The sequence below is a fragment of the Stieleria magnilauensis genome, assembly GCA_007753675.1.
Taxonomy (GTDB): Bacteria; Planctomycetota; Planctomycetia; order Pirellulales; family Pirellulaceae; genus Stieleria; species Stieleria magnilauensis.
Genome location: CP036432.1, coordinates 2,306,695 through 2,321,494, shown reverse-complemented (window position 1 = coordinate 2,321,494; position 14,800 = coordinate 2,306,695). Strand labels below are relative to the sequence as shown.

Sequence of the window (14,800 nt, the reverse complement as noted above, 5' to 3'; positions counted from 1 at the left end):
GCCGTCCGTCTCGGTCGGGCCTGCTGTGGATGCCAATCGTCCCGCACGGCGTGACCGAGTTGCGTTCCTGTCCCCTGAACCATTTGCTCGTTTGGAGGAATTCGGTTCCAATGGTTCGCTTCGATCGGCTGCGTCCAGCGATTGAATGCCCCATCAGCCTTTTACCCTGAATTCAATGCAACTTCCCGTCGTCAATTTATCTGATTCCGCCCCGGTCCCCGCACCGCAGGAGGGGGGGTCGGATGCGCGCGGCAGCTACGCCGTGGTTTCGTTGGGCTGTCCCAAGAACTTGGTCGACACCGAGCAGATGCTCGGGCGTCTGGACCAGGACGGGTACCGGATGGTGGGCGACGTGAATGCGGCGGATTTTGTCGTCGTCAACACCTGCGGGTTCATCGACTCGGCACGCGAAGAGTCGCTCGGTGCGATCGATGAAATGTTGGACCTGAAACGCCAGGGCAAGATTCGCGGAGTGGTCGTGACGGGATGTTTGGCCGAGCGTCAGCAGGGCAAGTTGTTGGAGGCGCGTCCGGAGATTGATGCGATGGTCGGCGTCTTTGGACGCAACGATATCGTGGACGTGGCCCACCGACTAAGGAGCGGTATTCAAGAACAACAGCGGGTCTTTCGTCCCGCGCCGATCCGGCCGCTTTCCGATGCGGTTCGTTCGGCCGTCACGCCACGCCACTTTGCTTACCTCAAGATCAGCGAAGGATGCGATCGGCTGTGCACGTTTTGCGCGATCCCCAAGATGCGCGGCAAACACTACAGCAAGCCGATTGAACAAGTGGTCGATGAAGCGAAACGGCTGGGGGACAGTGGCGTTCGCGAAGTCGTCATCGTTGCTCAAGACACGACGTACTACGGCAAGGATCTCTATGGCACGCCGAAGCTGACCGAATTGCTGACGGAATTGGACAAGATCGATTCGATCGATTGGATCCGTTTGATGTATTTCTATCCGATGTACATCGACGACCGGTTGGTGGAAACGTTGGCCGGAGCCGAGCGGATTTTGCCGTACATCGACATGCCGTTGCAGCACGCCAGTGACGCGATGTTGAAACGCATGTCCCGTAAGACGACGCGTTCGCTGCAGGAAGAGATTGTGGGGCGTTTGCGCGAACGAATCCGATCCCTGGTGATGCGGACGACAATGATCACGGGATTCCCGGGTGAGACCGAAGATGATTTCGAGCAGTTGGTCGACTTCGTCGCCGAGCAACACTTTGAGCATCTGGGCGTGTTCACTTATTCCGTCGAAGAAGACACGCCGGCGGCCAAGTTGCCCAACCGAGTGCCCGCCAAGATCGCCGAGCGGCGGATGAGTGACTTGATGGCCGTCCAGCAGCAGATCGCGTTTCAGTGGAACGCGGCTCGCGTCGGATCACTCGATGACGTGATCATCGACTCCAAGTTTGAAGAGCAAGACGGGGTCTGGATCGGCAGAACCCGTTCGGAAGCGCCCGAGATCGACGGGGTGGTCTACGTCAGTGGTGTCGAATCAGGCTCCGAGCCGCAAGTCGGCGACATCGTCGAATGTGAGATCGTCGCCAGCCAAGGTTATGACTTGGTCGCCGCGCCAGTGGGCAGCTGAACCGCGCTGGTGTGCAGGCTTTAGCCGCCCATCTTGCTGCTTCGCAGCGCGAGGGGATGCGCCTAAAGGCTGGACACCAACGTTGCTGGTGTGCAGGCTTTAGCCGCTCCGTCTTGCTGCTTCGCAGCGCGAGGGGATGCGCCTAAAGGCTGGACACCAACGTGCGCTGGTGTGCAGGCTTCAGCCGCCGGTCTTGCTGCTTCGCAGCGCATGGGGGATGCGCCTGAAGGCTGGACACCAACGGTTGCTGGTGTGCCGGCTTGAGCCGCCCGTCTTGCTGCTTCGCAGCGCGTGGGGGATGCGCCTGAAGGCTAGACACCAACGGTTGCTGGTGTGCAGGCTTCAGCCGCCCGTCTTGCTGCTTCGCAGCGCGTGGGGATGCGCCTGAAGGCTAGACACCAACGGTTGCTGGTGTGCCGGCTTGAGCCGCCCGTCTTGCTGCTTCGCAGCGCGTGGGGGATGCGCCTGAAGGCTGGACACCAACGTGCGCTGGTGTGCAGGCTTCAGCCGCCGGTCTTGCTGCTTCGCAGCGCGTGGGGATGCGCCTGAAGGCTGGACACCAACGGTTGCTGGTGTGCAGGCTTCAGCCGCCCATCTTGCTGCTCCGCAGCGCGTGGGGATGCGCCTGAAGGCTGGACACCAACGGTTGCTGGTGTGCCGGCTTTAGCCGCCGGTCTTGCTGCTAAGCAGCGCGAGGGGATGCGCCTGAAGGCTGGACACCAACGGTTGCTGGTGTGCAGGCTTGAGCCGCCCAGCTTGCTGCTTCGCAGCGCGTGGGGATGCGCCTAAAGGCTGGACACCAACGTTGCTGGTGTGCAGGCTTTAGCCGCCCGTCTTGCTGCTTCGCAGCGCGTGGGGATGCGCCTGAAGCCTGGACACCAACGGTTGCTGGTGTGCCGGCTTGAGCCGCCCGTCTTGCTGCTTCGCAGCGCGTGGGGATGCGCCTAAAGGCTGGACACCAACGTTGCTGGTGTGCCGGCTTGAGCCGCCCGTCTTGCTGCTTCGCAGCGCGTGGGGGATGCGCCTGAAGGCTGGACACCAACGTTGCTGGTGTGCAGGCTTCAGCCGCCCAGCTTGCTGCTCCGCAGCGCGTTGGGATGCGCCTGAAGGCTGGACACCAACGGTTGCTGGTGTGCCGGCTTTAGCCGCCCGTCTTGCTGCTTCGCAGCGCGTGGGGATGCGCCTAAAGGCTGGACACCAACGGTTGCTGGTGTGCCGGCTTGAGCCGCCCGTCTTGCTGCTTCGCAGCGCGTGGGGATGCGCCTAAAGGCTGGACACCAACGGTTGCTGGTGTGCAGGCTTCAGCCGCCGGTCTTGCTGCTTCGCAGCGCACGGGGATGCGCCTGAAGGCTGGACACCAACGTGCGCTGGTGTGCAGGCTTCAGCCGCCCGTCTTGCTGCTTCGCAGCGCGTGGGGGAAGCGCCTGAAGGCTGGACACCAACGTTGCTGGTGTGCAGGCTTCAGCCGCTCCGTCTTGCTGCTCCGCAGCGCGTGGGGATGCGCCTGAAGGCTGGACACCAACGGTTGCTGGTGTGCAGGCTTCAGCCGCCTCGTCTTGCTGCTTCGCAGCGCGTGGGGATGCGCCTGAAGGCTGGACACCAACGTTGCTGGTGTGCAGGCTTTAGCCGCCCGTGTTGCTGCTTCGCAGCGCGTTGGGGATGCGCCAGAGGGATGGACACCTGCGTGTGGCCGATCAATGATTCGAGTAACGAATCTCGGGTGAATAGTGCAGCTCGCGGGCCGCGTGCGGGGGCAGGGCTTTTTGCAGGTCCAGGCATTCTTTTTCGCGGACCGGATTGGGGTCGTGCATGATGTGGGTGACCAGGGCGACGACCAATTCATTGCGTCGGGATTCGACGGCGCGTTTGTTGAACATCCGTTTGATGACGGGAATGTTGCCAACGAGCGGAATGTTGGCTTCGCTCTGGGAATCGGTTTCGCGGATCAGTCCTCCGATCACCAGCCCGCTGCCGTCGGGCATCAGCACCGTCGTGGAAACTTGCGTGGTGTCTTCTTCGGGGAAACCGCTTTCGGTGATCTTCCCGCCGGAGACCTTGGGCAGGACCGTCATCAGGATGTTGCCGTCTTGGGTGATCACGGGTGTGACTTCCAAGACGATTCCGACGTCCAAGAACTGGACATTTTGAATCGTCGCGGTTTGCGTGGTGGTGGCTACGGCGTAGGGCAATCGTTGCCCGATTTGCACCTTGGCGGTTTGCCGGTTGACCACACTGACCTTGGGCGAGGCCAGGGTGCGTGAGTTGGTGTTGACGTGAATCGCTTCGATCAAATGGCCGATGTCGGTGCCATCGATTCGGAAAGCCAGCGACGGGCCGTCGGGGTTCTCTTCGGCGAATCCCGATCCTTCCAAAAGGACTTTGGCGCCCGAGACCCGCGCCAAGGCACGCAGATTCACACCGTGTCGTTCTTCGTCGTTCAAGTCAATTTGTAGCACGTGGGCTTCGACCAACACCTGCCGTGGCGGAATATCGACTTGGGCGATGTACTGCGAAACCCGCTGGTGTCCCGCTTCGTTGTCTTCGACGATCAACAGCTCCCGTGTCTTCAGTTGATCTAATTGATCGGCTTCGCTGGTGTACGCCTTGCCGACCGGTGACAGCAGCCCGGTCACGACCGATTGGACATCGGTGGCCGCCACGTAGTTGAGCGGGTAGACCTGAAGCCTGCGTCCTTGGACTTTGCGATCCAGCGCCGCCGAGTCGGCTCCGGTGACATAAAGCAGGTTGTCCGAGCGATGCCAATGAAATCCCGCGACACCCAGGATGGCATCGAGCACTTCGTCCAGCCGAGCGCCGCGGATGCTGACGGTCACCGGACCATTGACGTCTGGGCCGATCACCAGGTTCAATTTGTGGTGATCGGCGATCATCCGCAGCACGCTGCGCAAGTCGGCATCGTTGGCGATCAGCGTGACCAGGTCGGCGTGCTTTTCCAGCGTCGCGCGATCGGTGCCAGGAGCCGGTTTCAATGGGATTGCGAACCCTTTTCGGTCCGCCGCCGGCTGGGGCAACTCCGCCGGAACAGCAGGGTCTTTGGCCTCGTCAGACTCGGCGCTGTCGGATTCGGCACCGACTTGGGCGACCCGACGAGTCGATTGCGGAAGCGAGCCGACAATCAGGTCCGCGATCTGAACGTCACGTCGTTGCGCGGCGTCTGGTTCGGCATGATGGACGACGTAGTCGATGCTCCCGCGGCGATCGGTCGTGTTCGCCGCGGTGGATCGTTGATCTGTCGATGAAGCGGCGACGTGGAGCGATTGCAGATTGCCGATGTCGGTCGGGTGGGACGGCGCCATCGGTGTGTAGGTCGCACGCGCGGCGATCGGCTTGAGCGGTTGTGGCATCGTCCCGACCGGGTCGGGGGCGGCGATCAACCGCGCCGAGGCCACGGGACGCAGGGCGTCTGGAATGCGTTGCGGTGAAAGCGCGGTTTGCCGACGTTGGGTCGTGCCGGCGGACGTTGCCGTTGGGAGTGAGGTGTGCCCCGAGGAGCGAACGTCGCTGGGGCGATTGGGGACGGGCAGTGCGATCGGTGTCTTGCCGACGATTGAGGCAATTCTTGATGCACCGGTGGTCTTTCGCTGGCGGGTGGCAGGCCGGATGCCCGCCGCCACGTGCGGTGTGTCGGCCTGGGTGTTGGATGGATCGACGGAGGATGGGTCGGCCGAGTCGGTGAGCGGTTTCACGTCGGTCGGCGGCGAAGGCAGTGCGGTGAGCGGAGCGTTGTCGTGCTGCGATGACGACTGTGATCGCCCGCGAAGCCGCCACTGTGACGGTTCGGTTGCAGGCGACGTTGAGTCGTCAGACGAAGCTGAATCGGCAGCAGACGAGGACTCGGTGGATTCGAACGCCACCAGGGCGACCGGTCCCTGGGGAAGATCGTCAGACGGTGCGACCAGTTGAATCGCCGAGGCATCGATCTCTGCAGGCAGGGCAAACAATTGATGGGCGGTCGCCATGTCGACTTGGAAAACGCCGGTCGCAGCGTTTTCTGCTTGCAGCACGGTTTTGGATTTCCCGCGGAGCAGCAGCGCCGGCGGGTTCTCGCACGCGGTGTCGCTGGATTTTTCCGGCAGACGAGCAGGTCGGGGGCCGCCAGCTTCGGCCGCCGCGATGTTGCTTGCGCGGTCGTCTTTGGAATCCGCGGTTTGCGCACACGGCATCATCCCCAGGCAGAGGGTTCCGATGATCGCCAGAGACAAAATCCGCATCCGGAGAGCTTCCTTGCACATTGGATGAACTGAAAATCCGAACAACCGACACAATCGGCACAGACTAACATTGTTGTCGTATCGGCCTCTGACGCGCGACAGCGAAGCAAATCCTGGGAACTTGATCCAATTAGGGAGAATTGTCGAAGCCCTAGGGAGCGACTTCGACCCCCTCATCGGAGACCTGGAGGACCACGACGCCGGTTTCCAGTTTTTCACCTGATCGCACGATTTGCCCATCGATCAGTGCTTTTCGGTCGGTTCCATCATACGCCCCGTAGACGGCGCCCAGGGTGTATTCGACGGTCGATTGGGACTCGGCTTGCGGCGAAGTCGGTTCGGGGGTGGTTTGAACGACTTCGATTGCCGCACCGCGAAACAGATCCGTCGCGGTGATTTCGTCGTAGCTCAGTGCGGGCAGTACGACGGCCGTGACGAGATGCTCCATCAATTCGTCCTGGTCGCTTTCCTGGTTCCGCTCGGAAGGTGGCTTGAGGGAGACCAATGACGTTTTGACGGAGGTCGCACCGTCGCCGGTTGGCGAGGTATCCGATGAGGAACAAACCAACGCGATCAACAGCACCGTCAGCAGGAAGGCGACTAGGGCAAGTTGTTTCTTCTTTTTTGCGTCGTTGGGTGCAGCCGCACGTGGTCGCGGGCCGGCGGAGCCGCTTGGGTCAGGTTTCATGGTCGCTCCTCCGCTTTAGCAATTTTGCGGCGGTCGTGTCTTTCCCTGCCGAGGGGATGCGCATCGAAACGGTGGCGAGACATCGGACCGGGGCCGGGTTACCGTCGTGTGTCGCCGCGGCGTGATGGTCTCGGTCGGCGCGAACGAGACGGATCTCGTCGCACCAGATCGGTAAGTCGGCGGCAACGATCCGTTGCAAGAATCGGCAGACATCCGGATAGGACCCTCGGATTTCACATTCCGCTTCCAGCACCGCGATTCGTTCTCCTTGATGAGGGCGACCACGATCCAACGCTATCAACTGCACATCACAGGCTGCGGCTTCGTTTTGTAAGCTCGAGCGAACGTTTTCCCAAGAACGGTCTTGTGGCAACCACGCCGCGATCTGTTCGATACGCTGCTGGGTCAGGCGTCGACGTTGATCGGCTTGATTGAATTGATTCTGCAGGCGATTGCGACTGGAGATCAATTCGATCGCTTCGGCGATTTGCTGTGGGCGGTAGGGTTGGTCGGCGGCCAAGATTTCGGGATAGATCCAAATCGTGCTCGCCAACGCGATCAACCCCGAGGCGATGATTCCACAGACGACGTGGCACCGCAGCGGCGTGCTGACCCAGCGCAGGAGCGAAGACGACTCGGCACCCGAGCCCGTCTTGGACCGATGGAGATGAATTGGGTTTTTCATGGCACCAACGTCGACGAGAGCGGCTGAGCGGAGACTTGAATCAGGGCTTCGCGCCATGCGCCAGCGGGCGTGTTCAGTTGGACGTCTTGCAAGCGGCCGGATTTTTCCAGGCGATCGTTCCACGGCATCAAGACATCACGGCTGTTGGCGACCACGGCCAGCGAGACTCGAGGCACTGCCCAGGACGGTGGCTCTTTCAGTGACAGGTCATATTCGAGTGGCAATTTGATTTCGATCGACTGCACATCGAGATGTTGCGTCACCGGGACCTTGGGGCCGGGGTGTGTCGCTCGCGTCACGGCGCCCAGCACCTGCGCCACGCTGTCGTCGGGTTTTGCCGATTCGACCCAAGTGCACCATTTTTCCAACAGCACGTTTTCGGTTTCCAGCAGACGGGTGGCGCGTTGAAGTTCAGCGATCGGCTGGGCTTGTTCGACCAGCACGGCGTTCTTGGCGATGGTCTGACGGCCGCGCAGCCACAGCGTGACGGACGATCCGATGGTGATCGATAAGAGCACCAGCAGCACGACTGACCATTTCTGAAAGGCCTGTTCGGCATGACGTCGGGAGCGGTAGCGTGGCGGCATCAACTCGAAGTCCTGCCAGCCGCCCAGACTGTCGATCACATTTTCACAGGGCACCGGCGGCGTTGATTCTTCCGGCGGCCATGGCATCGGCGCCATCGCGTCGGAGGGTTCGGGGACAAAATCGATGCCGACATTTCCGAGATCATCACGCTCGGTGGTGGCGTGTTGTTCCAGTTGCATCATCGTCCGTAACCTCGGCTGGAACAGCGCGCCGCGGCCCACGCCAGCGAGAGAGCACCGGCGTAGGACGAATCGAGTCGACGGACGAATTCGACGTCGCGATCGAGGTGCTTGGCCAAGGGCGTGGGGCGCTGGGCACCGCTGTAGGACCAAATCGCGACGGGGGTTTCAGTCAGTGTGGCGATGATCTCGTCGACCCCCTGGATTTCCGCCAGCGGCCCGGCGATCAAAATCGGTTTACCGGAGACGCCGCCCATGTCGGCGCGGGCGGCATAGCGGGCGGTCGCCTTGAATTCGGTCGCGATGTCACTCAGGTAGGGACGCAAGGCATGCGCATCGAGCGGCCGATCGGGTTGGTCCGATTCCAAGATCTGCTCGGGCAGTGAAGGAAGTGTCCGTGTCAAACCGACGCCCGTCTGGTGACGCACCGCGATCAGCACCGAGGCGTGACTGAGCCATAGCACCGCTTGGGCATCGATGCCGGTTAAGGATTCCGCGGCGTGGGCCAGGGCGACGCCGTGCGGTAGGATTGATTGAACGTTGTAACCATTGACGCTGGCAATGTCGGTGACCTGACAGGCGGTCCGTTCTGCCGTGGCGGCGATCACGTATTGATCGTCTCCACAGGGGTGACCGTGATGGACACCCACGACCGGCCAATGGCACAGGTGTGCGGCGCTTTGGAACACCGATTGGCCGAACATTTCGCTACAGCGTTGACGGATCTGGGGAATGTCGTTGCCGACGACGGTTTGGTAGTGCGTCCAGGCGATCGGCAACGCGATGGCCGCGACGTTGGTTTCCCCTTCGATACAGCGTGGCAGCCGCTGTTTGATCGCCGTCAGGACTCCCTGCAACCACTGCGGCGTCATCTCTTGGTCGCGATCGGTCGGCAATGCAAATTGATGACGGTTGACCCATGCGTGTTCATCCGACGGACGGTTGGAGGAGCGTAATGTCGCCACTCGCACGTTTTGTTCGCCGATGTCGATCCCGATGTAGGCCGTGCCGTTTTGCGTAAACTGTCTCGATCGCCGCCAAAACGTCATCGCCGGCGCGCGCTGTTTTACGCTTGGCCGAATCTGCGAGGTGAGAGACTGGTTGGACGTCATGACAGGGAAGCATCGTGGAAGGGCCGGCCCAGAATCCGCATCAAGACTCGGCACCATGGATGTACGTTACGGAGACAGACTGTTCAAACGAATGCAAGCCCGTGTCCCCGGGCCGAACCAGTCCACACGCGATGGGGACTAGTGTTGTCGTTGCAATTGGCAGATTCGGATCCGTCAGCCGCCCTGGATGGTCGAAACGTCCAGCAACGGTAGCATCACCGACATCACGATACCGGCGACAAAGACACCCATCACCAGGATGATCACCGGTTCGAGTGCGATGACCAGCCGTTTGATTTTTCGCCCGCCTTCTTGTTCATAGAAGCGGCCGATGTCGTCGAGGACTTCTGCGACACGCCCGGTTCGTTCGCCGGTCGCCATCATCTGGGTCGCTTCGGTCGGCAGGAAGTCTGCCGTCGCCAACGCGTCGCTGGCGCTGAGCCCATCGATCAGGTTGGCTTCGACACGATCGAGCAGATCGTGCCAGGAACGGTCTTGCACGGTATCGCGAGTCAGCCGTACCGCTTGCAACATCGGGACGCCGCCGCGGACCATCGCCGCGATGGTGCGAAAGTATCGACCGGCGATCAATGGGCGATAGGCATCTTTGATCATCGGTGCGTACAGCAACAGTTTGCCGATCGGTCCTTGGATCAAGGGGTGCTTGCGGAGCATGACTAGCGCCACGATTCCGGCGATGCCGACGGGAAACAGAACCATCCAGTACTCCCGACCGAAGGTGCCGACGTCCAACAAGAATTGTGTCGACGCCGGAACGGGCCGTCCGGTGGATTCGAACACGCGTCCGAATTGGGGCAGCACACCGAGAATCAGTGCGGTCATCACGACCGAGGCGGCGGCGATCAAGATCACCGGATAGATCATCGCGCCGATGATCGACGCCCGCATCTCCAATTCGCCTCGCATCCGTTCGACAACGTTGCCGAGGGTTTGCGGGACGTCGCCGGTCGCTTCGGCCGCGGCGAGCATCGGCGGCAACGAGGCGGGAAAGTATTGCCCGTGTGCCGCGACGGCACTGGAAAATCGGCTGCCCCCGCTGAGCGCCTGGTAGATCGCATCGAGGGACTCGGCCAGACGCGGGTCCTGGCAATGGTCCGCGACGTGGCCGACCGCTTCAGCGATCTCGACACCGTTTTGACTCATCACGGCCAGTTGGTTCAAGCTCAATAACACCGTCGAAGACGAAACCGGGAACAGGAAGATACCGCCGGATCCCGCTTGGCGAGCCGGCGAGGGTAACGCCACGACGGCGGAATGGCCGGTGGAATGGCCGGCGGCCTGATTTCGGTTTCCGCGATACCCCGTGTCGGCCGAACCGCGTGCACCGCGTGTGGACGACGAGGGCGGCGCGGGAAAACCGGACAGGTCTTCTCGTTCGCTCGGCACGGTAGGGAGTGGGGTGAACGCCTTCATGATTTCAATCGACCAGTGCCACGCGTCCGACCTCTTCCAAACTGGTCACCTTGTTCTTTGCCAATTCGATCCCTTCGCTCAGCAACGACGGGCCGGTCCGAGAGCGACGCAGAGTTTCCAGGTCCGCACCGTCGTTGATCAGCGTGCGAATGTCAGGATTCATTTCGAACAACTCGTAAACGCCCGATCGGCCGCGATAGCCCGACTCGTAGCACTCGCCACAGCCACGGCTGCGGGCAAACCCCTGACGCGGGTCACCGACGTAATGCAGTTCTTCCAGCATCTTGGTCGACGGGTAGTAGGTTTCCTTGCAATGCGGGCACAGGTTTCGCATCAAACGCTGCGCGATCACACCGACCAGGCTGGCGGCGATTTTGAAACTCTCGATGCCCATGTCCATCAAACGCGTGATCGCGGCGGCACTGTCATTGGTGTGCAAGGTGCTCAGGACCAGGTGCCCGGTCAGCGCCGCCTGGATCGCGGTCTCGGCGGTCTCGCGGTCACGGATTTCACCGACCATGATGACGTCGGGGTCTTGCCGCAAGATGCTCCGCAGCGCTTGGGCGAACGTCATCCCGGTTTCTTTGGCGACTTGAACCTGGTTGATCAATTCCAGTTGGTACTCGACCGGATCTTCGACCGTGATCACGTTCCGTTCGATGCCTTTGATCAGTTCGATGGCCGAATAGAGTGTCGTGGTTTTACCGCTGCCGGTCGGTCCGGTCACCAGCACCAAACCGTGCGGTCGTGAGAGCATGCGGCGGACGGAGGTCAGCGAGGTGTTGGGCAGCCCGAGCGAATTGAGGTCGAAGGTGACGCTATTGCGATCGAGCACCCGCATCACGACTTTCTCGCCGAGCACGGTGGGGAGCGTGCTGACACGGAGGTCTACATCGCGGCGGCTGATTCGCACGTGCAGTCGCCCGTCCTGGGGTTGCCGGTGTTCGGCGATGTCCAGTTTTGCCATGACCTTGATCCGCGAAACGATCGCCGCGTGCATTTCTTTGCGCGGTTTCATGACTTCGCGGAGCGCGCCGTCGATGCGAAAGCGGATCGACGTGAACTTCTTGCCGGCTTCGATGTGGATGTCGCTGGCGCCTTGACGAACGGCCTGGATGATCGCGTAGTTGACCAGGTTGATGACCGGGCTGCCTTCGGCCAACTGTTGCGTGCCGTGCAGGTCCAAGTCGATCGTTTCGGCATCGATTTCCAGCTGTTCGACGTCCAGATCCGCGGTCACCGAATCGACGGCGAAGTCGTCTTCGTAGCAGCGTGGCAGCAGCCTTTCGATGCCGCTGGCCAGGGTCAGCACTGGTCGGATGCGGCATCCGCTGATGTCGCTCAGCGCGTCGATCGCTGCCAGATCCTGGGGGTCGGCCATCGCGACGGTCAACTCATCGCGGACGCGCATCAAGGGCAGCACGCGGTAGCGTTCGGCTTCTTCGCGGGGGATCAGCGTCACGGCGGTCGGGTCGATCAGCCCTTCGCGCAGCTTGACGCCTTCAACGCCCAGTTGTTCGCCGAGCATGGGCAGCAAGCTGGCTTCATCGACCAAGCCCAGTTCCGCCACGACTTCGCCGAGTCGTTTGAAGTGTTTCCGTTTGACGCGGCCGATCGATTCGGTGCCCTCCTGTGCGGCCAGGGCCTGCAACCGGTCTTCTTCGCTGGCCTGGTGGGCCAAGGCGGTTTCCAATTGGTCTTCGCGGATCAAACCGGCTTCGATCAAGCGGCTTCCCAGCGGTACCACGCCGTGTTCGGCGCCGGGGCGGCGGGACGGTTGCACGATCCGCGGCGGGCCGAGACCGGCGGCGTCGGAGGACGGGTTCGAAATCGTTTTCATCGCTATCGAATCCTCCGGTTAGGCAAAACTGCCGAGGGCGGTCGTCAGATCGGGGAACGTTTCGATGTGGGCTCCGACACCGGTGATCCGCAACAGGTCGTCGCAGAGTTCGCCGACGTTGCACAGCCGCAGACATCCGCCACGTCGGCAGCATTCTTCGCTGAGTCCGAGCAGCCATTCCAATCCGCGGCTGTCGATCAGCGGGGTGTCGCTGAAATCGACGACGATGGCGGGGACACCGCCGGTCAGTTTGCTGCCGATCATTTCTCCGATCGGGCCGATCGATTCGGCGCGAAGCGGTCCTTCGGAACGAACGACGTAGACGCTGCCGTGTTTATCAAGTCGGGCCATGGTGAGACGCCTTTGTTTAGATGCCGCTGCGCGAATGGCCGCCGATGGGCAGACGCATCATGAACGTGGAACCACGACCGACTTCGCTTTCCAATTCGACTTCGCCGCCGTGCATCCGCGCGACTTCGCGAGCGAACGCCAACCCCAATCCGTTGCCGCGCAGTTCGCTATTGGCCGCATTGCTGCCGCGGAAGAACTTGTCAAACACCTTGTCTTGTTCTTCGGTTTCGATCCCCGGCCCGTTGTCCTGGACGTCGATTCGAACCCAGTCGTCTTGGACACCGCAGCGGACGATGATTTCGCCGGCCGTTGGTGTGTATTTGACGGCGTTACCGACCAGATTGACCAGCGCCGCCTGCAATTTGTCGCGGTCGCCGAACACGGTCGGCAGTTTGGCTGCGAAATCGGTGACCAGTCGTTGATGCTTCTGCTCGGCCTGGGCCTTCATCTGATCGGCGGCGTATTCGACCATCGGCAACAGTTCCAGCTCGTGCCGGTTGGCGACCATCGACCCGGCTTCCATTTGGCCGACCGTCAACAACTGGTCGACCAAGCGGCCCAAGCGATGTGCTTCGGAAACGATGACGTTGCAAAACTCTTTTTGCTGATCGATTTCCAGTTGGTCTTCGGCCTCGAGCGCCTCGGCGTAGGCTTGCAGGTTGGTCAGCGGGGTCCGCAGTTCGTGGGTGGCGGTCAACAGGAATTGGTCGCGAGATTTGGTCGCCAGTTCTTGCTGCGTGACGTCGGTGAGAATCCAGGCCATCCCTTCGCCGTCACCGCTGCGGCCGTCGAGTCTGGATCGAGCGATGCGGAGGTGAACGCGTTCCCCGGCCATCGTGACTTGATGGCGTTCTTGGATCATGCGCACGTTGCTGAGCAAACGTTGGCGTTTGGCGATCACCGAGTCGTCGCCGGCTCGCAATCCCAACAAGTCCAACAGATCGCGTCCGATGTGGTTGGCGTCTTCGGTGAGACTGAACAGGCTGCATGCCGGCGGGCTGATGAACAACAACCGGCCGTCCAGGTCCGTGATCACCCAGGCCGCCGGCAGCCCACGCATCGCGCGGGCTAGCGTGATCGCTTCTTGATCCAATGAGGCCGGAACGCGTTCGTCGCTTGCGGTGCAGCCCGATTCGGCTTCGCGCAGCAATTCGTTCCAAGCCTCGGTGATTTTTTCTTGGCCGATGATCGGGCGGACCGTTCTCCAACGTTCCGGTTGGCCACCGCTATGCAGCAATTCGGTTTCGATGGTCCGCAGCGTGCGAACCGATCGCATCGACATCAAACCGCTCAACGAGCAAACCGCGACGGTCGCCACCCACATGATGGACTGGAACGATCGCAGTTGCGGAAGGGAGCTGGCCGCGACGCCGCACAGCAGCGCGCACAATGCCGTCACGCAAAACAGGATTCCGATCCTGGTCGTGACCAACAGTCGGCCGGAGGCATTCGAATTCGGTGACGATGCGGTGGTCTCCGACGCCGAGGAGGCGCCTTCGCCTGAGGCAACCGCGGCTGTCGATTGAGAATCAGGCATCTCCGCAGCCTTGGGACGGTTGAGAAATATCCGGTAGCGGGCTCAACGGCGGCAGGGTGGGGAATTCGGGTTCGGCCCGGACACTGGCAGCGGAATCCGCGCCGCCGTCTTGTTCGAGGTGTCGGTGGATCACCTCGCTCAATTTGCGCGGGCTAAACGGTTTGTGCATGATGCAGGCGAGTCGGAAATCTCGACGCAACTTTTCGCTGTCAAGTTCCAACCCTTTGGCGGTGCAGAGAATCGCCGGCGGTCGTTGGTAATCGGACAGTTCGTCGAGCCGCTGAAGCAGTTCGACACCGCCGCAGCCGGGCATCTGAAAGTCCGTCACGATGAAATCGATGCCGCCTTGCAGCAGACGCTGATAGCCGGATTCGCCATCGCAACAGGTTTCCACGGCGAGCCCACTTTTGGCAACCGTAAAGCTCAACACCCGCCGAAAGACGGGGTCATCTTCGATGATCAGTACGGTCGGTGTGGTGGGCATAGTCAGACAGTCTCAAAAGGCTGGCTCAAGTGTCGTGAATCTGGAAAGCAAAACGAATGGGTTGCCTGGACGG

The 14,800-nt window shown here is 61.4% G+C and carries 11 protein-coding genes; 1 reads left to right on the top strand and 10 read right to left on the bottom strand.

The window, feature by feature from the left end; genetic code table 11:
• The first annotated feature begins 175 nt into the window (after positions 1–175).
• Positions 176–1,597, top strand: a complete 1,422-nt coding sequence (gene rimO, locus TBK1r_RS08315; RefSeq protein WP_145208859.1) for a 30S ribosomal protein S12 methylthiotransferase RimO — start codon at positions 176–178, stop codon at positions 1,595–1,597.
• A 1,694-nt stretch (positions 1,598–3,291) separates the two neighbouring features.
• On the opposite strand, the gene TBK1r_RS08310 is transcribed toward rimO, so the two are convergent.
• The 10 genes from TBK1r_RS08310 to TBK1r_RS08265 all read right to left on the bottom strand — a co-directional run bounded on the left by TBK1r_RS08310 (position 3,292) and on the right by TBK1r_RS08265 (position 14,727).
• Positions 3,292–5,829 carry a hypothetical protein gene (locus tag TBK1r_RS08310; RefSeq protein ID WP_419581124.1) on the bottom strand — a complete coding sequence of 846 codons (2,538 nt, stop codon included), beginning with the start codon at positions 5,827–5,829 and terminating at the stop codon, positions 3,292–3,294.
• A 151-nt stretch (positions 5,830–5,980) separates the two neighbouring features.
• On the bottom strand, positions 5,981–6,517 hold the full coding sequence (locus tag TBK1r_RS08305) for a hypothetical protein (RefSeq protein ID WP_145208855.1): 537 nt from the start codon (positions 6,515–6,517) through the stop codon (positions 5,981–5,983).
• Positions 6,507–7,202 carry a hypothetical protein gene (locus TBK1r_RS08300; protein WP_145208853.1) on the bottom strand — a complete coding sequence of 232 codons (696 nt, stop codon included), beginning with the start codon at positions 7,200–7,202 and terminating at the stop codon, positions 6,507–6,509. The genes TBK1r_RS08305 and TBK1r_RS08300 overlap by 11 nt, the downstream gene beginning before the upstream one ends.
• A complete protein-coding gene (locus TBK1r_RS08295; RefSeq protein ID WP_145208851.1) occupies positions 7,199–7,972 on the bottom strand; it encodes a hypothetical protein in 774 nt (257 codons plus the stop codon). Before TBK1r_RS08295 ends, TBK1r_RS08300 begins: the two co-directional genes overlap by 4 nt.
• On the bottom strand, positions 7,969–9,081 hold the full coding sequence (locus TBK1r_RS08290) for a hypothetical protein (protein WP_145208849.1): 1,113 nt from the start codon (positions 9,079–9,081) through the stop codon (positions 7,969–7,971). The genes TBK1r_RS08295 and TBK1r_RS08290 overlap by 4 nt, the downstream gene beginning before the upstream one ends.
• A 174-nt stretch (positions 9,082–9,255) precedes the next feature.
• Positions 9,256–10,488, bottom strand: coding sequence for a type II secretion system F family protein (locus tag TBK1r_RS08285; protein WP_419581123.1), 1,233 nt, complete (start codon positions 10,486–10,488; stop codon positions 9,256–9,258).
• 31 nt (positions 10,489–10,519) lie between these two features.
• The gene (locus tag TBK1r_RS08280) at positions 10,520–12,355 is read right to left on the bottom strand and encodes a GspE/PulE family protein (protein ID WP_145208845.1); all 1,836 of its coding nucleotides are present in this window, start codon (positions 12,353–12,355) and stop codon (positions 10,520–10,522) included.
• An 18-nt stretch (positions 12,356–12,373) separates the two neighbouring features.
• Complete coding sequence (locus TBK1r_RS08275; RefSeq protein ID WP_145208843.1) at positions 12,374–12,706, bottom strand: STAS domain-containing protein; 333 nt, start codon at positions 12,704–12,706, stop codon at positions 12,374–12,376.
• A 16-nt stretch (positions 12,707–12,722) separates the two neighbouring features.
• Positions 12,723–14,243 (bottom strand): PAS domain-containing sensor histidine kinase, encoded by a 1,521-nt coding sequence (locus TBK1r_RS08270; protein ID WP_145208841.1) that lies wholly within the window; start codon positions 14,241–14,243, stop codon positions 12,723–12,725.
• Positions 14,236–14,727 (bottom strand): response regulator, encoded by a 492-nt coding sequence (locus TBK1r_RS08265; RefSeq protein WP_145208838.1) that lies wholly within the window; start codon positions 14,725–14,727, stop codon positions 14,236–14,238. The genes TBK1r_RS08270 and TBK1r_RS08265 overlap by 8 nt, the downstream gene beginning before the upstream one ends.
• Positions 14,728–14,800 lie beyond the last annotated feature (73 nt).